Source organism: Shinella sp. WSC3-e (assembly GCF_945994535.1).
GTDB lineage: Bacteria > Pseudomonadota > Alphaproteobacteria > Rhizobiales > Rhizobiaceae > Shinella > Shinella yambaruensis.
On the sequence record NZ_OZ000530.1, the window covers coordinates 296,067 to 312,869 of the forward strand.

Consider the following 16,803-nt stretch of genomic DNA (forward strand, 5'->3'; position numbering starts at 1 on the left):
CGGCGCCGCTTGCCGGCCTATATGGGGCGCAAGGCCCGACCATTGCCGGATACAAGAGAAGCATGATTGATACCCGACCGGACTTGACCATCAGGCTGTGCGGCCCGCGCGGCTTCTGCGCCGGCGTCGACCGCGCCATCCAGATCGTCGTCCTGGCGCTGAAGGCCTATGGCGCGCCGGTCTATGTGCGCCACGAGATCGTGCACAACCGCTATGTCGTGGAGGGCCTGGAGGCCAAGGGGGCGATCTTCGTCGAGGAGCTCGACGAGATCCCGGAAGAGCACCGCCAGCAGCCCGTCGTCTTTTCGGCGCACGGCGTGCCGAAATCGGTGCCGGCGGATGCCGAGGCGCGCAACCTCTTCTATCTCGACGCGACCTGCCCGCTGGTTTCCAAGGTGCACAAGCAGGCGATGCGCCACCAGCGCCTCGGCCGCCATGTCGTGCTGATCGGCCATGCCGGGCACCCCGAGGTGATCGGCACGATGGGCCAGTTGCCGGAGGGCTCCGTCTCGCTGGTCGAGACCGTCGAGGACGCCGACAGATACGTGCCGCCGGATCCGGACAATCTCGGCTTCGTCACCCAGACGACGCTCTCGGTGGACGATACGGCCGGCGTCATCAAGCGCCTGCACGAGCGTTTCCCGAACCTCACGGCCCCGGCCGCCGATTCGATCTGCTACGCCACCACCAACCGGCAGGAGGCGGTCAAGCAGGCCGCGCCCGGCTGCGACCTCTTCCTCATCGTCGGCGCGCCGAACTCGTCCAATTCCAAGCGCCTCGTCGAAGTGGCGCTGAGGGCCGGGGCGACGAAATCCGTGCTCGTCCAGCGCGCCGCCGAGATCGACTGGGAGACCATCGGCGACATTCGCACCGTCGGCCTCTCGGCCGGCGCATCGGCGCCGGAGGTCATCGTCAACGAGATCATCGAGGCTTTTCGCGCGCGCTACAATGCTGTCGTGGAGCTTGCCGATACCGTCGAGGAGAACGAGCACTTCCTCGTCAACCGCGAGCTTCGCGCCATCGAACTCACCCCTGCCGACATGGCCTTTGTCAATGGGGAGTAGGGTGGTGCAGGTCCTGCCGTGGATTGCCCCTCATCCCCCTGCCGGGACCTTCTCCCCGCAGGCGGGGAGAAGGAGGAAAACGGCGCGCCCAGCGCTCCTCGCCCCGCTTGCGGGGAGAGGATGCCGGCAGGCAGGTGAGGGGCAAAGACCCGCTTGTTTGTCAATCGATTCCACCCTGCAAACCTGAGACCCGCCGTGGCCGTCTACACCGATATCACCGAAGACGATCTGTCCCGTTTCCTCACCGCCTATGACGCGGGCACGCTGCTCTCCTACAAGGGCATCGCCGAGGGCGTGGAGAATTCCAACTTCCTGCTGCACACCACCAAGGGCGCCTTCATCCTTACGCTCTACGAAAAGCGCGTCGATCCGAACGACCTGCCGTTCTTCCTTGGCCTGATGCACCATCTCGCCGAACGTGGCCTGTCCTGCCCGTTGCCGCTGCCGCGCAGTGACGGCGCGCTGCTCGGCGAACTCTCGGGCCGCCCCGCCGCGATGATCTCCTTCCTGGAAGGCATGTGGCTGAGGAAACCCGCGGCGAAACATTGCCGCGAGGTGGGCCGGGCGCTGGCCGAGATGCATCTGGCCGGCGAAGGCTTCGAGCTCACCCGCGCGAATGCGCTCTCCGTCGGCGGCTGGCGGCCGCTGTGGGAAAAGTCCGCGGACCGCGCCGATGAGGTGGAGGCGGGGCTGCAGGACGAGATCGCCGGCGAACTCGCCTTCCTTGAGGCGAACTGGCCGAAGGACCTGCCGTCGGGCGTCATCCATGCCGATCTCTTCCAGGACAATGTCTTCTTCATCGGCGACACGCTGTCGGGTCTCATCGACTTCTACTTCGCCTGCAACGACCTGCTCTCCTACGACGTTTCCATCTGCCTCAATGCCTGGTGCTTCGAGAAGGACGGCGCGTTCAACCTGACCAAGGGCATGGCGCTGCTGGAAGGCTACGAGAGCGTTCGCCCGCTTTCGCCGGAGGAGGCGGCGGCCCTGCCGCTGCTCGCGCGCGGCTCGGCCCTGCGCTTCTTCCTGACGCGACTCTACGACTGGCTGACGACGCCGCCGGGCGCGCTGGTCGTCAAGAAGGACCCGCTGGAATATCTGCGCAAGCTGCGCTTCCACCGCCAGATCCGCAACGCCGCGGAATACGGTCTGTCGCGATGAAGCATGTCGATATCTTCACGGACGGCGCCTGCTCGGGCAATCCCGGTCCCGGCGGCTGGGGTGCGGTGCTGCGCTACGGCGAAGTCGAGAAGGAGATGCTCGGCGGCGAGGCACTGACCACCAACAACCGCATGGAGCTTTCCGCCGCCGTCGCCGCGCTCGGCGCGCTGAAGAGCCCGTGCGAGGTCGATCTCTATACGGACTCGAAATACGTCATGGACGGCATTTCGAAATGGATCTTCGGCTGGAAGAAGAACGGCTGGAAGACCGCCGACAAGAAGCCGGTGAAGAACGGCGACCTCTGGCAGGCGCTCGACGAGGCGCGGGCGCGCCACAAGGTGGAATGGCACTGGGTCAAGGGCCACGCCGGCCACCCGGAGAACGAACGCGCCGACGAACTGGCGCGCCAAGGCATGGCGCCGTTCAAAGGCATTAGGAGTTAGGCAGTAGGAATTAGGGGGGCCCGGCTATCTTCTCTACTGCCTGCTGCCTAATTCCTCCTCAAAGCTGCTCGATCATCGCCGCAGCGCCCGAGACCGTCGCCTGGCCGGGGCTTTCCTCGATGTTCAGCGCCTTCACCACGCCGTCCTCGACGAGCATGGAATAGCGCTTGGAGCGCACGCCGAGCGTGCCGGCGGAAAGGTCGATATCCAGGCCGAGCGCCTTGGTGAAGGCGGCGTCCCAGTCGGCGAGGAAGCGCAGCTTGCCGGCGCCGCCCGTGGAGGTCGCCCAGGCGCCCATCACATGGTGGTCGTTGACCGCGACGACGGCGATGTCGTCCACGCCCTTGGCGAGGATCGCGTCGCGGTTTTCGAGATAGCCCGGAAGATGGTTCAGCGAGCAGGTCGGCGTGAAGGCGCCCGGCACGGCGAAGAGCACGACGCGCTTGCCCGCGAAAAGGTCCGCGGTCGAGATATCGGCGGGACCGTCCGGCGTGCGTTCCTTGAGCGTGAGGTCGGGCAGCTTGTCTCCAACGGAAATGGTCACGGCGTCTCTCCTGTCTGGTATGGGATGGCGCGGGGCCGGAAGGGCCCGCCGGCGGCACTATAAGCAGCGCCGGCCAAAGTGCGAAGCGGTTTTCCGCCTGAAGAGGCAGGCGGCTCACTTCACCGCGAGCGGGCCTTCCATCGTCTTCTCGCCGGCCCGGAGGGTCAGCCGGATGGGGTTCTTCGCAAGGTCGAACACCTTCGGCCGGTGCAGCACCGGCACGTCGGAGACGAAGGCGTCGCCCTCCCGCCGCACGGGGCCGGCCGCGCCGAATTCGAACGGGGCGCCGGAGAGGAAGACGTCCGCGGGGTCTCCGTCCGCCGGTGCCTCGAAGCGCACGGAGATCGTCTTGCCGTCCGCCGACCACTGGCCGCCGAGCGGGCGGAAGCCATCGCCCGCCGTGCCGGGAAGCGTCGCCTCGGCCGCGGCGACCGCGGTCTCCTCCAGCGGGTTGGTGAAGCCTTCGCCGCCCGTCTCCACCGTCAGGTCCGCCTGCACGGGAATACAGATATCCTTGCACACGCCGAGGAAGACCGTGGCGGTCACCGTGCCGCCCACCGCCCCGCCGAGTTTCATCGGCAGGCGCACCGGCGCGTCGTAGCCGATATAGTGGTTGGTATCGTCGCCAAGCCGGCGCGGCGCCGGAAAGCCGATCGAGGTCAGCGTCGCGCCGGAGACGGTGATCGACGGCGGAATGCCGCTGCCGCCGGGATCGCGCCAATAGGTCTTCCAGCCTTCGTGCAGGCGGATGTCCAGCATGGCGCGCGCCGCGCCGCCGGCATCTGCCGGAAGCACCACGAGGCGCACGTCGCCGCCCGGCGTCTCCACCCAGGAGGAGGTTGCCGCCGTGGCGGCGGCGGGAAGGAAAAGCAGCGCGATTGCAGCGGTTTGCAGGCGTTTCATGCGTCAACATCTAGCGCCGGGGCCGTGTGCTTTCCAGCAACAAAAACGCACGGGCCGATCATAAAAGCTTGATCGTCCGGCGGCACACCATACCTTTCTATAGGCTGGCACGTCGCGCCGGCGAAAAGAACGCTTTTCATTTGGCGGCGAATTGATAGGCTACTTGCACTATGGCTATGTCGGTTCTGAAAAACAGGCGAGAACGCGGCTTCCTTGACGGTCAGTTCCTGATCGCCATGCCGGGCATGGCCGATGCCAATTTTGCCCGGACCGTCGTCTATATCTGCGCCCATTCGGAAGACGGGGCCATGGGCTTCGTCATCAACCGCCCGCAGCAGCTGAGCTTCTCCGACGTGCTGCTGCATCTCGATCTCGTCGGCGAGGACGAGGTGATCCGCCTGCCGGGCACGACGCTGGACTTTCCCATCCGCTGCGGCGGGCCGGTGGAGAGCGGGCGCGGTTTCGTGCTGCATTCGGACGACTACATGTCCGAATCCTCCATTCCCGTCAGCGACGATATCTGCCTCACGGCGACGCTCGACATCGTGCGCGCCATTTCCCGCGGCCGCGGGCCGGAGAAGGGCCTGATGATGCTCGGCTATGCCGGCTGGGGAGCGGGGCAGATCGAGAACGAGATCGGCGCCAACGGCTGGCTGTCCTGCCCCGCGCAGGAGGAGCTGATCTTCGACACCGACCTCGACAGCAAGTACGAGCGGGCGCTCGGCCTGATGGGCATCACGCCCGCCATGCTCTCCGCCGAGGCCGGCCACGCCTGAGTGGCGCGGCAAATTTTCCCCGATGCCGCCGGAACTTGTTGCAGCGCACGCCGTTTATCTGCCGCAGTCAACAACTGCGCCTCTAACAAGGAGTACGATGGTGGGTAGCACGAGCGACAAGATCAAGGGCACGGCCAACGAACTGGCCGGCAAGGCCAAGCAGGCAGCGGGCAAGGCGGCCGACAGCCCGAAGCTGCGCGCCGAGGGCGCCGCCCAGGAAGCCAAGGGCAAGACTCAGAAGGCGGTCGGCAAGGCCAAAGATGCCGTCAAGGGCGCCGTCGATCGCCTCTGATCGATGATGCGGGGCGGCACGCCGTGTCATCCCGCCATTGCGAAGTCGAGATACCCGTATCGCCAATGCCGATGCGGGTATTTTATCGAAAGCATCATCGCCGATCAGGGGGCATCATGAAACTCTTCACCTGCGGCACATGCGGCCAGACCACCCATTTCGACAATCGCGTCTGCGTGCGTTGCGGCTCCACACTCGGCTTTCTTGCCGAAGACATGACGTTGCATGCCCTGGTGCCGGAAGGCGAGGGGCTGTGGAGGATCGCCCCGCGCGAGGGTATCTATCGTTTCTGCGACAATGCCGCGCACGACGTCTGCAACTGGCTGCTGCCGGCCGACAGCCCGCACGCCTTCTGCGAGGCCTGCCGGCACAATCGCATCGTGCCCACCACGGATCCGAAGGGGCTGGAGCGCTGGCGGCGCATCGGCGCGGCCCAGCGCCATCTCTTCTATTCGATCCTGCGCTGGAAGCTGCCGCACCCGACCCGCGAGGAGGACCCGGCCGGCGGCCTCGTCTTCGATTTCCTGGCCGACGAACTGGATGCGGACGGCAATGTCGTCCAGCCCGCCATGACCGGCCACGAGGACGGCCTCGTCAGCCTGCGCGCCGCCGAGGCGGATGACGAGGTGCGCGAGGGCGTGCGTGTCTCGATGGACGAACCCTACCGCACGCTGCTCGGCCATTTCCGCCACGAGGTCGGCCATTTCTACTGGACCCAGCTCATCCGCGACGAGGCGACGCTGGAGGAGGCCCGCCGCCTCTTCGGCGACGAGCGCGCGGACTATGCCGCCGCCCTCCAGCACAATTACGAGCAAGGCCCGCCCGCCGACTGGCAGCAGCACTTCATCAGCACCTATGCCAGCTGCCATCCGGCCGAGGATTTCGCCGAGTGCTGGGCGCACTTCTTCCACATCGTCGACACGCTGGAAACCGCCCGTGCCTTCGGCCTCAATACCGATCCGAAGGGCCACGAGGAGCTGGAGGCCGAGGTCACCTTCGACCCCTACCGCGCCCCTGATGCCGGCCGCCTCGTCGAGGCCTGGATCCCGCTCAGCGTGGCGATGAACGCCATCCAGCGCTCGATGGGCCAGCCCGACAGCTACCCCTTCGTCCTGCCGCCGCCGGTCGTGGAGAAGCTGGATTTCATCAACGGGCTGGTGCGCCGGTCAGCGGGATAGGCTTGCCAGTATAGCCCAATGGGTTATATTGAGGCATGCAGACGGTCGTTGAGCTTCCTACGTTCATCCGGCAGGCGGAAGCGATCTTTTCGCCCGAGGAACGCGCAGCGCTCATCGATTATCTTGCCGCCTATCCTCTGCTCGGTGATGAAATCCCGGGCACGGGCGGCGTGCGTAAGCTGCGCTTTGCGGCGGGCGGCAAGGGCAAGCGCGGTGGAGCGCGGGTGATCTACTACTTGTACAGTGAAGAGGCGCCAATCTACGCGCTGCTTGTCTACGCCAAGAATGTCCGCACCGATCTTTCGCCCGTCGAAAAGAAGACCGTCGCGGCCATCGCCAAGGCGATCAAGCAGCATCAGAGGAGCAAGTGAGATGGCGAAGAAAACTGCATTTGGCAGCGAACTGGCCGAGGCGATGGCCGAGGCACTCGCCCATGCGTCAGGTGCGCCTATCAAAGACACGCATGTCCATGTCGTCGATGCGGACCGCATCGATCCGAAAGCCATTCGTACCCATCTCAACCTGACTCAGGAACAGATGGCGCGTTTCCTCGGCACGAGCGTTTCCGGTTACAGGAAATGGGAGCAGGGGCAGCGGCAGCCGAGCGGCGCCGCCCGCACGCTGCTACGCGTCATGGAGCAGGAGCCCGAGGCCGTGCTTCGCGTTCTTCGCGCGGCGTAAGACCCTACGCCCGCTTCATCAGCGGAAAGCGTTCCTTAAGCAGCCGCAGCACGGAATCGTAGCCGATCGGCGGGCCGAAGAGGTAGCTCTGGCCGAACTCGCAGCCCATATTGCCGAGCTCGATCGCTTCCTCCTCCGACTCGATGCCTTCGGCGACGACCTGCATTTCGAGCTCCCGTGCCATGGAGATGACCGAGCGCAGGAGCACGGTACGCTTGTCGGAGCCGTCCCGCACCAGCGCCTTGTCGATCTTGATCGTGTCGAAGGGAAAGCGGGTGAGGTAGGAGAGCGAGGAATGGCCTGTGCCGAAATCGTCGAGCGCCAGGCCAAGGCCGACATCCTTCAGCTTGGTGAGGATCAGGCGGGCCTGTTCGGGGTTCTCCATCACGACGGATTCGGTGAGCTCCAGTTTCAGCTTCTGCGGCTCGCAATGCGTCTTGGCGAGCGCGGCGCGCACATCGTTGTAGAGCTCGTTGTTGAGCAGCTGGGCGCTGGACAGGTTCACCGAGACGAAGACGGGCAGGTCGCCGGTCTGGAGCTGCCAGTCCATCAGGTCGCTCGCCGCCTTGTCGAGGGCGAAGAGGCCGAGCTGGTTGATGAGGTCGGAGCTTTCCGCGATCGGGATGAATTCCGTCGGCGAGATGTTGCCGCGCTTGGGGTGGTCCCAGCGCATCAGCGCCTCGAAGCCGGCGATCTCGGCATCGGAAAGGCGCACGATCGGCTGGTAGACGAGCGAGAGCTCCTTGCGCTCGATGGCACGGCGCAGGTCCGTCTCGATCTGCAGGCGGTCCGCGCCGAAGGTGCGGAAGGCGGGGCGGAAGGGCTCGACGCGGTTGCCGCCGCCCTTCTTGGCCCGGTACATGGCCAGTTCCGCATCGTTGAGCAGGCCCGGAGCGTCCTCCTGCTGGTCGACCCAGGAGACGAGGCCGATCGAGGCCGTCAGGATGATCTCGCGGCCGCCGAAATTGATCGGCACCATGATCGCCTTGCTGACGGCGTCGGCGAAATCCGCCACCTTGGCCGGATCGCGCTCGGACATCAGGATCAGGCCGAACTGGTCGCCGGCCAGCCGCGCCAGCGTGTCCTGCGGTTTCAGCAGGCGGCGCAGGCGCCGGGTCAGCGCGATGAGGATGTTGTCGCCGGCGGCAATGCCGAGCGCATCGTTGACCTGCTTGTAGCGGTCGATGTCGATGGTGAGCACCGTCGGGCGCACATTGTCGGAGCTTGCCGTCAGCGCGAGGATCGACTGGAGACGGTCGAGGAAGACCTGGCGGTTCGGCAGGCCCGTCAGGTTGTCGTGCAGGGCGTCCTGCAGCAGCCGGTCGACGGAATTCCTCTGCTCGGTGATGTCGATGATCGTGCCGACGCAGCGGATGATCTCGCCATTGGCGCCGAGCACCGGCCGGGCGCGGATCGAGAGCCAATGATAGTGGCCGTCCTCGGCGCGCACGCGGAACTGATGGTTGAGCCGGCCCTTGCGGTGTTCCAGCAAGACATCCAGCGTCGCGCGGAAACGGTCGCGGTCGTCCGGGTGGAGGCGCGGCAGCCAGTTGCGCGCCGGCCCGTGCATGACGCCGGGCGCAAGGCCGAGCTGGATGGAGATATCGGGAATGGTGACGACGCGGTCGCGAGCCACGTCCCAGTCCCAGACCGTGTCGCCGGAGCCCGTCAGCGCGAGCGACTGGCGCTCGAGATCGGAGAACAGGCCCTGGCTATAGGCGCCGCCGGCAAAGGCGTGCTGCATCACCGTGAAGCCGATGAGGAGCACGATCAGCACGAGGCCGCCGCCGAGCGCCGGCTGGATGATGTCGTTGTTGAGCTGGCCCGTCACCGTCAGCCACGCGCCGAACAGCCAGACGAGGATCAGCGCCCAGGCGGGCACCAGCAGGATGGCGCGGTCGTAGCGGTTGAAGCCGAGATAGGCGATGAGCACGATGCCGACCGTGCCGGTCAGGGCGAAGGAGAGGCGGGCGATGCCGGCGGCGATCGGCGGATCGTAGATCGCGACGCCGAAGAGCAGGCCGAGGCCGAGGATCCAGGCGAGCGTCGCATAGGAGAGATGCGCATGCCAGCGGTTGAGGTTGAGATAGGTGAAGAGGAAGACGACGAGGCCGGCGGCAAGGAACACCTCCGTGCCGGCGCGCCAGATGCGCTCGTCCCCCGCCGTGATGCTGATGAGCTTCGACAGGAAGCCGAAGTCGACGCAGATATAGCCGAGCACCGCCCAGGCGAGCGCGGCGGTCGCCGGCAGCATGGAGGTGCCCTTCACCACGAAGAGGATGGTGAGGAAGACGGCCAGCAGGCCCGCGATGCCGAGCACGATGCCGCGATAGAGCGTGAAGGCGTTGACCGTGTCCTTGTAGGAATCCGGTGCCCAGAGATAGATCTGCGGCAGGTCGGGCGTCGCCAGTTCCGCGACGAAGGTGACGACCGTGCCGGGGTTGAGCGTGATGCGGAAGACGTCTGCCTCGTCGCTCGGCTGCCGGTCGAGCGCAAAGCCTTCGCTCGGGGTAATCGAGAGGATGCGTTTTGCCCCGAGGTCCGGCCAGAAGAGCTTCGATTGCACGAGGCGGAAATGCGGGGCGACGATCAGGCGGTCGATCTGCTCTTCCGAAACGTTGGCGAGCGCGAAGACGGCCCAGTCGCCCTGGTGGTCCTGCGAGGTGGCGCGCACCTCGATGCGGCGCACGATGCCGTCCGTGCCGGGCGCGGTGGAGACCTGGAAGGCCTCGCCCCGACCCGTATAGATCTCCGTGGTGGCGGTGAGGTCGAGGGCGGTGTCGTCACGGGAGATCTTGACGGGTTCGACGGCGAAGGCGCGCCCCGTCATCATGCCGGCGAGGAGCATCGTGGCGAGGAGGATGAGGGCGAGCAACCGGCTGGCATGCAGCGCTTGCGGCACGGATAAAGGCTTCATTGAAACTGCATGGTCCTTAGGTCTGCCCAGTCCTGTCGCGCCCGGGTGCCGCCTACGGCCGCCTGTCGGCCGCCAGAAGCGAGAACATCAGATGGTCGCGCCACTCCCCGTTTATCTTCAGATACTCCCGAAGGTAGCCTTCCTGCCGAAAGCCGGCCTTTTCAAGGAGACGGATGCTTCTCTGATTGTCTGGAATACAGGCTGCCTCGATACGGTGCAACTGAAGGCTCGAAAAGATATAGGGTATGACCAGTTTCAGGGCACCATGCATGTGGCCCTGGCCGGCATGGCACTCGCCCATCCAGTAGCCGATCATGCAGCATTGCGCGGCCCCGCGCCTGATATAGCCGATGGTCAGCCCGCCGAGCAGCGTCTTTTCCTCGCGTGCGAAGACGAAAAGGGGCACGGCCTGGCCGGAGGAAAATTCCTGTTCATTTCTGAGAACGCGGGCGCGGAAGGCGCTTTCCGTCAGTTCGTCGTTGCGCCAGGTCGGCTCCCAGGGCTCGAGGAAGCGGCGGCTTTCCGAGCGGAGCTGATACCATTGCCGGTAGTCCTGGAAGCGGGGCAGGCGCAGGAGGTGCCGATCGTCGGCAAGTTCCACGGTGTCGGACTGCCGGGACAGAAACCGAAAAACCGACCGTGCCATTCGCCCTCCGCGCGCGCCGATCCGTGGCGTGCCTTGTCGGGAAAGACTATGCCGAGAGGCTCGCCGGCGTCAAATGGTCCGGGGAAGGCGGGCCGCCGGAAAACCCTTCCAAAAACAAAACCCGCCTTGCGGCGGGTTGCGTCTTCGAAGCCATGGGCGCTTCACCATCGGTGAGGGCGGGACGACCGGTTCCAGCGCTTTGGTCAAGCGCGCCCTGTCGTCGGGCCGTGGCGCCAGGCTCTCTTGCCGGATGGCTCAGCCGAAAACCGTAAGGCCCTTGACGGCGGACTGGATGTTCGAGCGCGAGATGCCGAGGTCCTGCAGGGCGCGGTCGTCGAGGGCGCTGAGTTCACGGACGGCACGGCGGTCGGCGGCGTTCTTCTTGAGCTTTGCGAAGATGTTCATTGGTCAACTCCTTTGTGTTGCCCATGATATAAACAATCCCTTGCCCGGAAAAAATGCATATGCTTGCAGCGTAGGCATGCGTTTATTGCATGGCGACGCAGGCGCCCGTTATTCGAGGTTCTCCTGGGCAAACGCCGCCGCCACATGCAGGTCCGTCGTTTCCAGCCGGCCGGGGCCGAGATTGACGAACGTGTGCGGCACGTTGGCCGGCCCGAAGACGATCTGCCCGGCGCTCGCCTCAATCTGCCGGTCGCCCACCGTGAAGAGCGCGCGGCCCTCGCGCACGATGAAGATTTCGTCATAGGGATGCCGGTGGAGCGGCGGCCCGCGGCCGACCTCGTCCGTCGTGTAGAACATGACGGAGACATCGGTGCCGAAGGCCCGGCCCTCGAACTCGCCCTGCCAGACATCCGGTTTTTCCGCCCATTGGGCGCGCTCGAGCATCGCGGCGACTTTCTGCATGGGGTCCTCCTTCAGTCCGCGGCGGCGAAATGTGCCATCTGGTCGGCATGGGCCTTGGCGAAGGCCGGGCGGGCGGTGGCTCGGGTCATGTAGCGGCGGCAGGCCGGGTGATCCGCCAGCCCGTCGAACCGGTCGACGAGGCGCAGCACGTCCGCCATGGCGATGTCTGCCACGGAGAAGGGCCCGGCCAGCCATTCCCGCTGCGAAAGGACCGGCTCCATGCGCTGCAGCCGCAGCTTCAGGAAGTCGTCGAGCGGCTTGCGCGACGGCGTGTCGGCGGGAACGTTCGCGAACATCAGGAGGGCCCAGGGCAGGCTCGCCATCTCGACGGAGTTGAGCGCCGCGAACAGCCATGCGATGGTGTCGCTCCGTCCTCGCGGGTCGGCGGGCATCAGGGCCGCGCTCCGTTCGCCGAGATGGAGCAGGATCGCGCCGGTCTCGAAGATCGAGATGTCGCCGTCGACAAGCCACGGCACCTGGCCGAAGGGTTGGTGCGCGAGGTGTCCGGCCTTGCGGTCGCCGAAAGGCACGCTCTCGACGCGGTAGGGCAATCCGGCCTCCTCCAGCGCCCAGCGCACGCGCAGGTCGCGCACCAGGCCGCGTGGCGTCTTGGGCACCCAGTCGAAGGTCGTGACGACGAAGTCCGCCATGGTCCATCTCCCATTCCTGTTTCAGGACAAGGACGGGCGCGCCGCTTTCGTTCCGACAGCGTCGGCGGATTTTTTCCGGCAGCGCTTGGGAAGGATTCCCTCAGCTCGCCGCGCGGTCGGGAAGGGCCTGCCGCGACAGCGAGCGCGTGATGTCCCCCGCCGGGACCAGATGCTCCAGCGGGCCGATCGCGGAGATGGTCGGCACCGTGTCGAAGAACAGGCGGCCGGCAAGGTCCGTCAGGCGCTCGATGGTGATGCCCGCAAGGCGCTCCATCAGCTCCTCGTTGGGGATCGGACGGCCGTAGAGCATCATCTGGCGGGCGATCTGGCCGGCGCGGGCGGCCGGGCTTTCCTGGCCCATCAGGAGCTGGGCGCGGATCTGCGCGCGGGCGCGCTCGATTTCCTGCTGCTCGATCGTTTCGGAGGATTTCTTCAATTCGTCGAAGATGACGGGCATCAGCTCGGGCAGGTTCTCGCCGCCGGTCGCGGCGTGGATGCCGAAGATGCCGGTGTCCGAAAAGCCCCAGTGGAAGGCGTAGATCGAATAACACAGGCCCCGGTGCTCGCGCACCTCCTGGAAGAGGCGGGAGGACATGCCGCCGCCGAGGATGTTGGCGAGGATCTGCGAACAGTAGAAGTCGCGGGCGTGATAGGCCTTGCCCTCGAAGCCGAGCAGCACCTGCGCGTCCATCAGGTCACGCGTCTCCCGGATGTCGCCGCCGGTATAGCGGGCCGGCTCGAAGACCGGCGAGACCTTCGGGGCGGTCGGCAGGCTGGAGAAGCGATCCTCGACCTGGCGCACGAATTCCTGATGGTCGACGGCGCCGGCGGCCACGACGAACATGCGGTCCGTCGTATAGTTGCGGTCGAGATAGGAGCGGATCTCGCCGGGCGAGAAGGACAGCACCGATTCCGGCGTGCCGAGGATGGCGCGGCCGATGATCTGGTCGCGATAGGCGACCTCGGAGAACTTGTCGAAGACCACGTCGTCGGGCGTGTCGTTCGCCGCGCCGATCTCCTGCAGGATGACGTGCTGCTCGCGGCGAAGCTCGTCCTCGTCGAAGACGGATTGCGTCAGGATGTCGGCGAGGATGTCGACCGCGAGCGGGACGTGGTCCTTCAGCACACGGGCATAGTAGGAGGTGGTTTCCGTCGAGGTGGCGGCGTTGACCTCGCCGCCGACATTCTCGATCTCCTCGGCGATCTGGCGGGCGGAGCGGCGCTCGGTGCCCTTGAAGGCCATGTGTTCCAGAAGGTGGGCGATGCCGTGCTCGTCCGTGGTTTCGTTGCGTGACCCCGACTTGATCCATACGCCGAGAGCCACGCTCTCGAGATGGGGCATGTTTTCCGTCACCACGGTCAACCCGGACGCAAGCCGGGTGCACTCAACTTTCATCATGCGCACTTTCTGCGTTCCACATTTGCGCGTCTCCTTCAAAACCCGCAAATGCTCTCCCTGTGTCCACACAATCCCGAACGCAAACCGCTCCCGGAACCGCTCAGCCCCGGATTCGCGAGTGGTCGCCGATGAAGGCTTCCACGACGTCGAGTTCCGCACTCAGCACGTCGAACCGCTCCTCCCGCTGCATGAGGTCAGCAAGCCACGTCGGAAGCGCCGGGTCAATACCGCATGCCGATTTTACTGCGGCGGGGAATTTCGCCGGATGGGCGGTGGCGAGCGTCACCATCGGCGCACCGGGCTTCTCGTGCTTGGCGGCGACGAAGACGCCGATCGCCGAATGCGGGTCGAGCAGGTAGCCGGTGTCGGCGAGCGTGTCCTTGATGGTCTTGGCGACCTGTTTTTCCGAGGCTCGGCCGGCGCGGAACTTCTTGCGGATCACCTTCAGCGCGCTGTCCTCGATCTCGAAGGCGTTTGACTGCTTCAGGCTTTCCATCGCGCGGCGCACGGCGCCGGCATCGCGGCCATAGGCCTCGAACAGCAGGCGCTCGAAGTTCGAGGAGATCTGGATGTCCATCGAGGGCGAGGTGGTGGCCTTGACGTCCTTCATCTCGTAGCGGCCGGTCTTCAGCGTGCGGGCGAGGATGTCGTTCTCGTTGGTGGCGATGACGAGCTTGTCGATCGGCAGGCCCATGCGCTTGGCGGCATAGCCGGCGAAGATGTCGCCGAAATTGCCGGTCGGCACGGTGAAGGAGATCTTGCGGTCCGGCCCGCCGAGCGCCACGGCACTGGTGAAGTAATAGACGATCTGGGCCATGATGCGCGCCCAGTTGATCGAGTTCACGCCCGAAAGCTTCATCCGGTCGCGGAACTTCGTGTCGTTGAACATCGCCTTCACGAGGTTCTGGCAGTCGTCGAAATTGCCCTTGACGGCGAGGGCGTGGACGTTCTTTTCCTTGGAGGTCGTCATCTGGCGCTGCTGCACCGGCGAGACCTTGCCTTCCGGAAAGAGGATGAAGATGTCGGTGCGCTCGCGGCCGGCAAAGGCGTCGATCGCCGCCCCGCCGGTATCGCCCGAGGTGGCGCCGACGATGGTGGCGCGCTCGCCGCGGGTCGCCAGCGCATGGTCCATCAGCCGGGCGAGCAGCTGCATCGCCACGTCCTTGAAGGCGAGCGTCGTGCCGTGGAAGAGCTCCAGGACGAAGGAATTCGGCCCGGTCTGCACCAGCGGCGCGATCGCCGGATGGCGGAAGGTCGCATAGGCCTCGTCGATCATCGCGCGGAACTTGTCCGCCGGGATGTCGCCCTCGACGAAGGGCGAGAGCACCGTGAAGGCGATCTCCTCGTAGGACTTGCCGCGCAGCGCCCGGATCTCCTTCTTGGAGAAGGTCGGCCATTCACGCGGCACATAGAGGCCGCCGTCGCGGGCAAGGCCCGCCAGAAGCGCATCGGAGAAGCCGAGGGAAGGGGCCTCGCCCCGCGTCGAAACATAGTCCACGTTCATACGTCCTTGGGAAGGTTGATGATTTCGAGCGACGAAAATCGCAGGAACCGGCTGTCGCTTCGTACCAATGCTCTGTCGCCCCGTCCAGCGAAAGGCCACGGGCCGCCTTGCGGCGGATCGCGGCAATGCCGTTGCGTTTTGCCCGTTCCGGCGCGAAACGGGCCCTGGTGAAATTCTGCGGGCGGGTTCAATCGACAATCGATTTTTAGCCACGTCGCTGCTATAGACCATCGCCTGGGGTCGTGAAAAGGCCCGCAAAAAGAGTTCCGAAAGGCTTGCGCGCCGGGGGCGGGGCCTGATCGCAGGGGTTATAGTATCGTGTTTGGAATGAATATCCGCCGCTTTCTCGGCATATCCCTTCTCGCCGTCGTCGCCGGCTGCAGCCAGACCGACAAGCCGGCCGATCTCGGCGTGACGAGCGACCCGTCCGGGGTGGAGACCGCCGCCCAGCAGCAGACGGGCACCGCCGTCGTGCAGGGCTCGTGCCCGCAGGTCTACCTGCGCGACGGCACGGCCGTGCTGCGCCGCTATGCCAAGGGCGCCAAGGACGATCCGCAGAAGCTGCTCTACCAGGTGACGCTGGCCGACACGACACGCCAATGCGTCCTGAACGAGAGCCAGCTCGTCATGACCGTGGTGGTGCAGGGCCGCGTGGTGACGGGACCGGCCAGCACCGGCGGAACGGTCAACGTGCCGATCCGCGTCGCCGCCACGGACGGCAAGACGACGCTCTATTCCGATCTCGTCCAGTATTCCGTGAACACGGAGGCCGGCCAGTTCATCTTCACCAAGGGCGACGTGGCCCTGCCGGGCGGCTCCGGCGGCTTCACGAGGGTCTATGTCGGCTTCGACGAAGGGCCGTACAACACGAAATAAGCGAATAGCGAATGGGGAGTAGCGAATAGGGTAGGTTGACACGCCTTGCCCCCAAGCGCTTCTTCGCTATTCGCTATTCGCTATTCGCTATTCGCTCAGACCGCCCCCTGCCATTCCGCCAGCGCCGAGATAACCCCCGGCAGCTCGCTCATGCGCGAGATCACGGTCTCCGCGCCGGCTTCCGTCAGCCGGTCGGCGTGGGAGGGGTAGGTGTGCGAGGCGCCGGTGAAGCCGACGACGCGCATGCCGGCGGCGCGGGCGCCGGCGATGCCGTGCACGGAATCCTCGATGACCAGCGTGTTGGCCGGGTTCGCGCTGAACTGCCCGGCGCCATATAGGAAGATATCCGGCTTCGGCTTGACGCGATCGGGGCCGAGGTCCTTGGCCGAATAGACATAGGGACCGAAGACCTCCCGCAGGCCGACCTTCGAGAGCATCATGTCGAGGCGGTGCGCGGCGGAGTTCGAGCAGATGCAATAGGGCTTGCGGATGCGCGAGAGCATCGGCTTGACGCCCTCGATGACCCGCACCTCCTGGGCAAGGCGGGCATCGAGCAGCTTCTCCGACTTGTCGAGCAGCGAGGCGGAAAGCGGGATGGCGGCCTCGCGCTCGATGGTCAGCAGGATGTTGTGCCAGGTCATGCCGGCAAAGCGCTCGCCCATCTCCTCGACGCCGATCGGATAGCCTGCCTCGGTGAGAAGCCGGGATTCCACCTCGGCCGCGATGATTTCCGAATCGACCAGGACCCCGTCGCAGTCGAAGATGATGAGATCGAAACCGTCCATGACAAACCGTCTTTCAATGGCGCAATTGCCCGCATGGGGCGGGACGCGGCGGGCGTCGGGAATTGCGATGGGATAAGGGGCGGGATCGCCCGTGAAGCCGCGGTCTCCCTACACGAA

General features: G+C 65.6%; 19 protein-coding genes. 9 read left to right on the forward strand and 10 right to left on the reverse strand.

Going from position 1 to position 16,803, the window contains the following annotated elements; translation table 11 throughout:
• Positions 1–62 precede the first annotated feature (62 nt).
• From ispH to rnhA, 3 genes are all read left to right on the forward strand, one after another.
• Positions 63–1,064, forward strand: a complete 1,002-nt coding sequence (gene ispH, locus AABF56_RS01430) for a 4-hydroxy-3-methylbut-2-enyl diphosphate reductase (protein WP_064329307.1) — start codon at positions 63–65, stop codon at positions 1,062–1,064.
• Positions 1,065–1,259: 195 nt separating this feature from the next.
• Positions 1,260–2,225, forward strand: a complete 966-nt coding sequence (locus AABF56_RS01435) for a homoserine kinase (protein ID WP_272804662.1) — start codon at positions 1,260–1,262, stop codon at positions 2,223–2,225.
• On the forward strand, positions 2,222–2,668 hold the full coding sequence (rnhA, locus tag AABF56_RS01440) for a ribonuclease HI (RefSeq protein ID WP_244767791.1): 447 nt from the start codon (positions 2,222–2,224) through the stop codon (positions 2,666–2,668). The genes AABF56_RS01435 and rnhA overlap by 4 nt, the downstream gene beginning before the upstream one ends.
• Positions 2,669–2,726: 58 nt before the next feature.
• Here the strand turns inward: rnhA and AABF56_RS01445 are convergent, their stop codons facing one another.
• Both AABF56_RS01445 and AABF56_RS01450 read right to left on the reverse strand, forming a co-directional pair.
• On the reverse strand, positions 2,727–3,212 hold the full coding sequence (locus AABF56_RS01445) for a peroxiredoxin (RefSeq protein WP_064329310.1): 486 nt from the start codon (positions 3,210–3,212) through the stop codon (positions 2,727–2,729).
• A 114-nt stretch (positions 3,213–3,326) separates the two neighbouring features.
• Complete coding sequence (locus AABF56_RS01450; RefSeq protein ID WP_272804663.1) at positions 3,327–4,115, reverse strand: protein-disulfide reductase DsbD domain-containing protein; 789 nt, start codon at positions 4,113–4,115, stop codon at positions 3,327–3,329.
• 170 nt (positions 4,116–4,285) lie between these two features.
• On the opposite strand from AABF56_RS01450, the gene AABF56_RS01455 reads away from it, so the two are divergent.
• The 5 genes from AABF56_RS01455 to AABF56_RS01475 all read left to right on the forward strand — a co-directional run bounded on the left by AABF56_RS01455 (position 4,286) and on the right by AABF56_RS01475 (position 7,042).
• A complete protein-coding gene (locus tag AABF56_RS01455; protein ID WP_272804664.1) occupies positions 4,286–4,891 on the forward strand; it encodes a YqgE/AlgH family protein in 606 nt (201 codons plus the stop codon).
• Between the two features lie 100 nt (positions 4,892–4,991).
• Entirely contained in the window at positions 4,992–5,183 is a 192-nt protein-coding gene (locus tag AABF56_RS01460) for a CsbD family protein (RefSeq protein WP_244767788.1), read from the forward strand.
• A 116-nt stretch (positions 5,184–5,299) separates the two neighbouring features.
• On the forward strand, positions 5,300–6,361 hold the full coding sequence (locus AABF56_RS01465) for a zinc-binding metallopeptidase family protein (protein ID WP_272804665.1): 1,062 nt from the start codon (positions 5,300–5,302) through the stop codon (positions 6,359–6,361).
• A gap of 35 nt (positions 6,362–6,396) precedes the next feature.
• On the forward strand, positions 6,397–6,732 hold the full coding sequence (locus AABF56_RS01470) for a type II toxin-antitoxin system RelE/ParE family toxin (protein ID WP_272804666.1): 336 nt from the start codon (positions 6,397–6,399) through the stop codon (positions 6,730–6,732).
• A 1-nt stretch (position 6,733) separates the two neighbouring features.
• Positions 6,734–7,042, forward strand: coding sequence for a helix-turn-helix domain-containing protein (locus AABF56_RS01475; protein WP_244767785.1), 309 nt, complete (start codon positions 6,734–6,736; stop codon positions 7,040–7,042).
• 4 nt (positions 7,043–7,046) lie between these two features.
• Here AABF56_RS01475 and AABF56_RS01480 read toward each other — a convergent pair whose 3' ends face one another.
• From AABF56_RS01480 to thrC, 7 genes are all read right to left on the reverse strand, one after another.
• Positions 7,047–9,890, reverse strand: a complete 2,844-nt coding sequence (locus AABF56_RS01480; protein ID WP_443021143.1) for an EAL domain-containing protein — start codon at positions 9,888–9,890, stop codon at positions 7,047–7,049.
• A 121-nt stretch (positions 9,891–10,011) separates the two neighbouring features.
• Positions 10,012–10,605, reverse strand: a complete 594-nt coding sequence (locus AABF56_RS01485; RefSeq protein ID WP_272804668.1) for a GNAT family N-acetyltransferase — start codon at positions 10,603–10,605, stop codon at positions 10,012–10,014.
• Positions 10,606–10,860: 255 nt separating this feature from the next.
• Positions 10,861–11,010: a DUF1127 domain-containing protein gene (locus tag AABF56_RS01490; protein WP_064496052.1), complete on the reverse strand. Its 150-nt coding sequence runs from the start codon at positions 11,008–11,010 to the stop codon at positions 10,861–10,863.
• Positions 11,011–11,118: 108 nt separating this feature from the next.
• A complete protein-coding gene (locus AABF56_RS01495) occupies positions 11,119–11,472 on the reverse strand; it encodes a cupin domain-containing protein (RefSeq protein WP_272804669.1) in 354 nt (117 codons plus the stop codon).
• Between the two features lie 11 nt (positions 11,473–11,483).
• Positions 11,484–12,122, reverse strand: coding sequence for a glutathione S-transferase family protein (locus AABF56_RS01500; RefSeq protein WP_272804670.1), 639 nt, complete (start codon positions 12,120–12,122; stop codon positions 11,484–11,486).
• A 100-nt stretch (positions 12,123–12,222) separates the two neighbouring features.
• Entirely contained in the window at positions 12,223–13,521 is a 1,299-nt protein-coding gene (locus tag AABF56_RS01505; RefSeq protein ID WP_244767781.1) for a M16 family metallopeptidase, read from the reverse strand.
• Between the two features lie 100 nt (positions 13,522–13,621).
• A complete protein-coding gene (thrC, locus tag AABF56_RS01510) occupies positions 13,622–15,025 on the reverse strand; it encodes a threonine synthase (RefSeq protein ID WP_244767780.1) in 1,404 nt (467 codons plus the stop codon).
• A gap of 318 nt (positions 15,026–15,343) precedes the next feature.
• Here thrC and AABF56_RS01515 point away from each other — a divergent pair, with 318 nt between their 5' ends.
• Positions 15,344–15,901: a hypothetical protein gene (locus AABF56_RS01515; protein WP_398432116.1), complete on the forward strand. Its 558-nt coding sequence runs from the start codon at positions 15,344–15,346 to the stop codon at positions 15,899–15,901.
• A gap of 95 nt (positions 15,902–15,996) precedes the next feature.
• Here the strand turns inward: AABF56_RS01515 and AABF56_RS01520 are convergent, their stop codons facing one another.
• A complete protein-coding gene (locus AABF56_RS01520) occupies positions 15,997–16,686 on the reverse strand; it encodes an HAD family hydrolase (RefSeq protein ID WP_272804671.1) in 690 nt (229 codons plus the stop codon).
• Positions 16,687–16,803 lie beyond the last annotated feature (117 nt).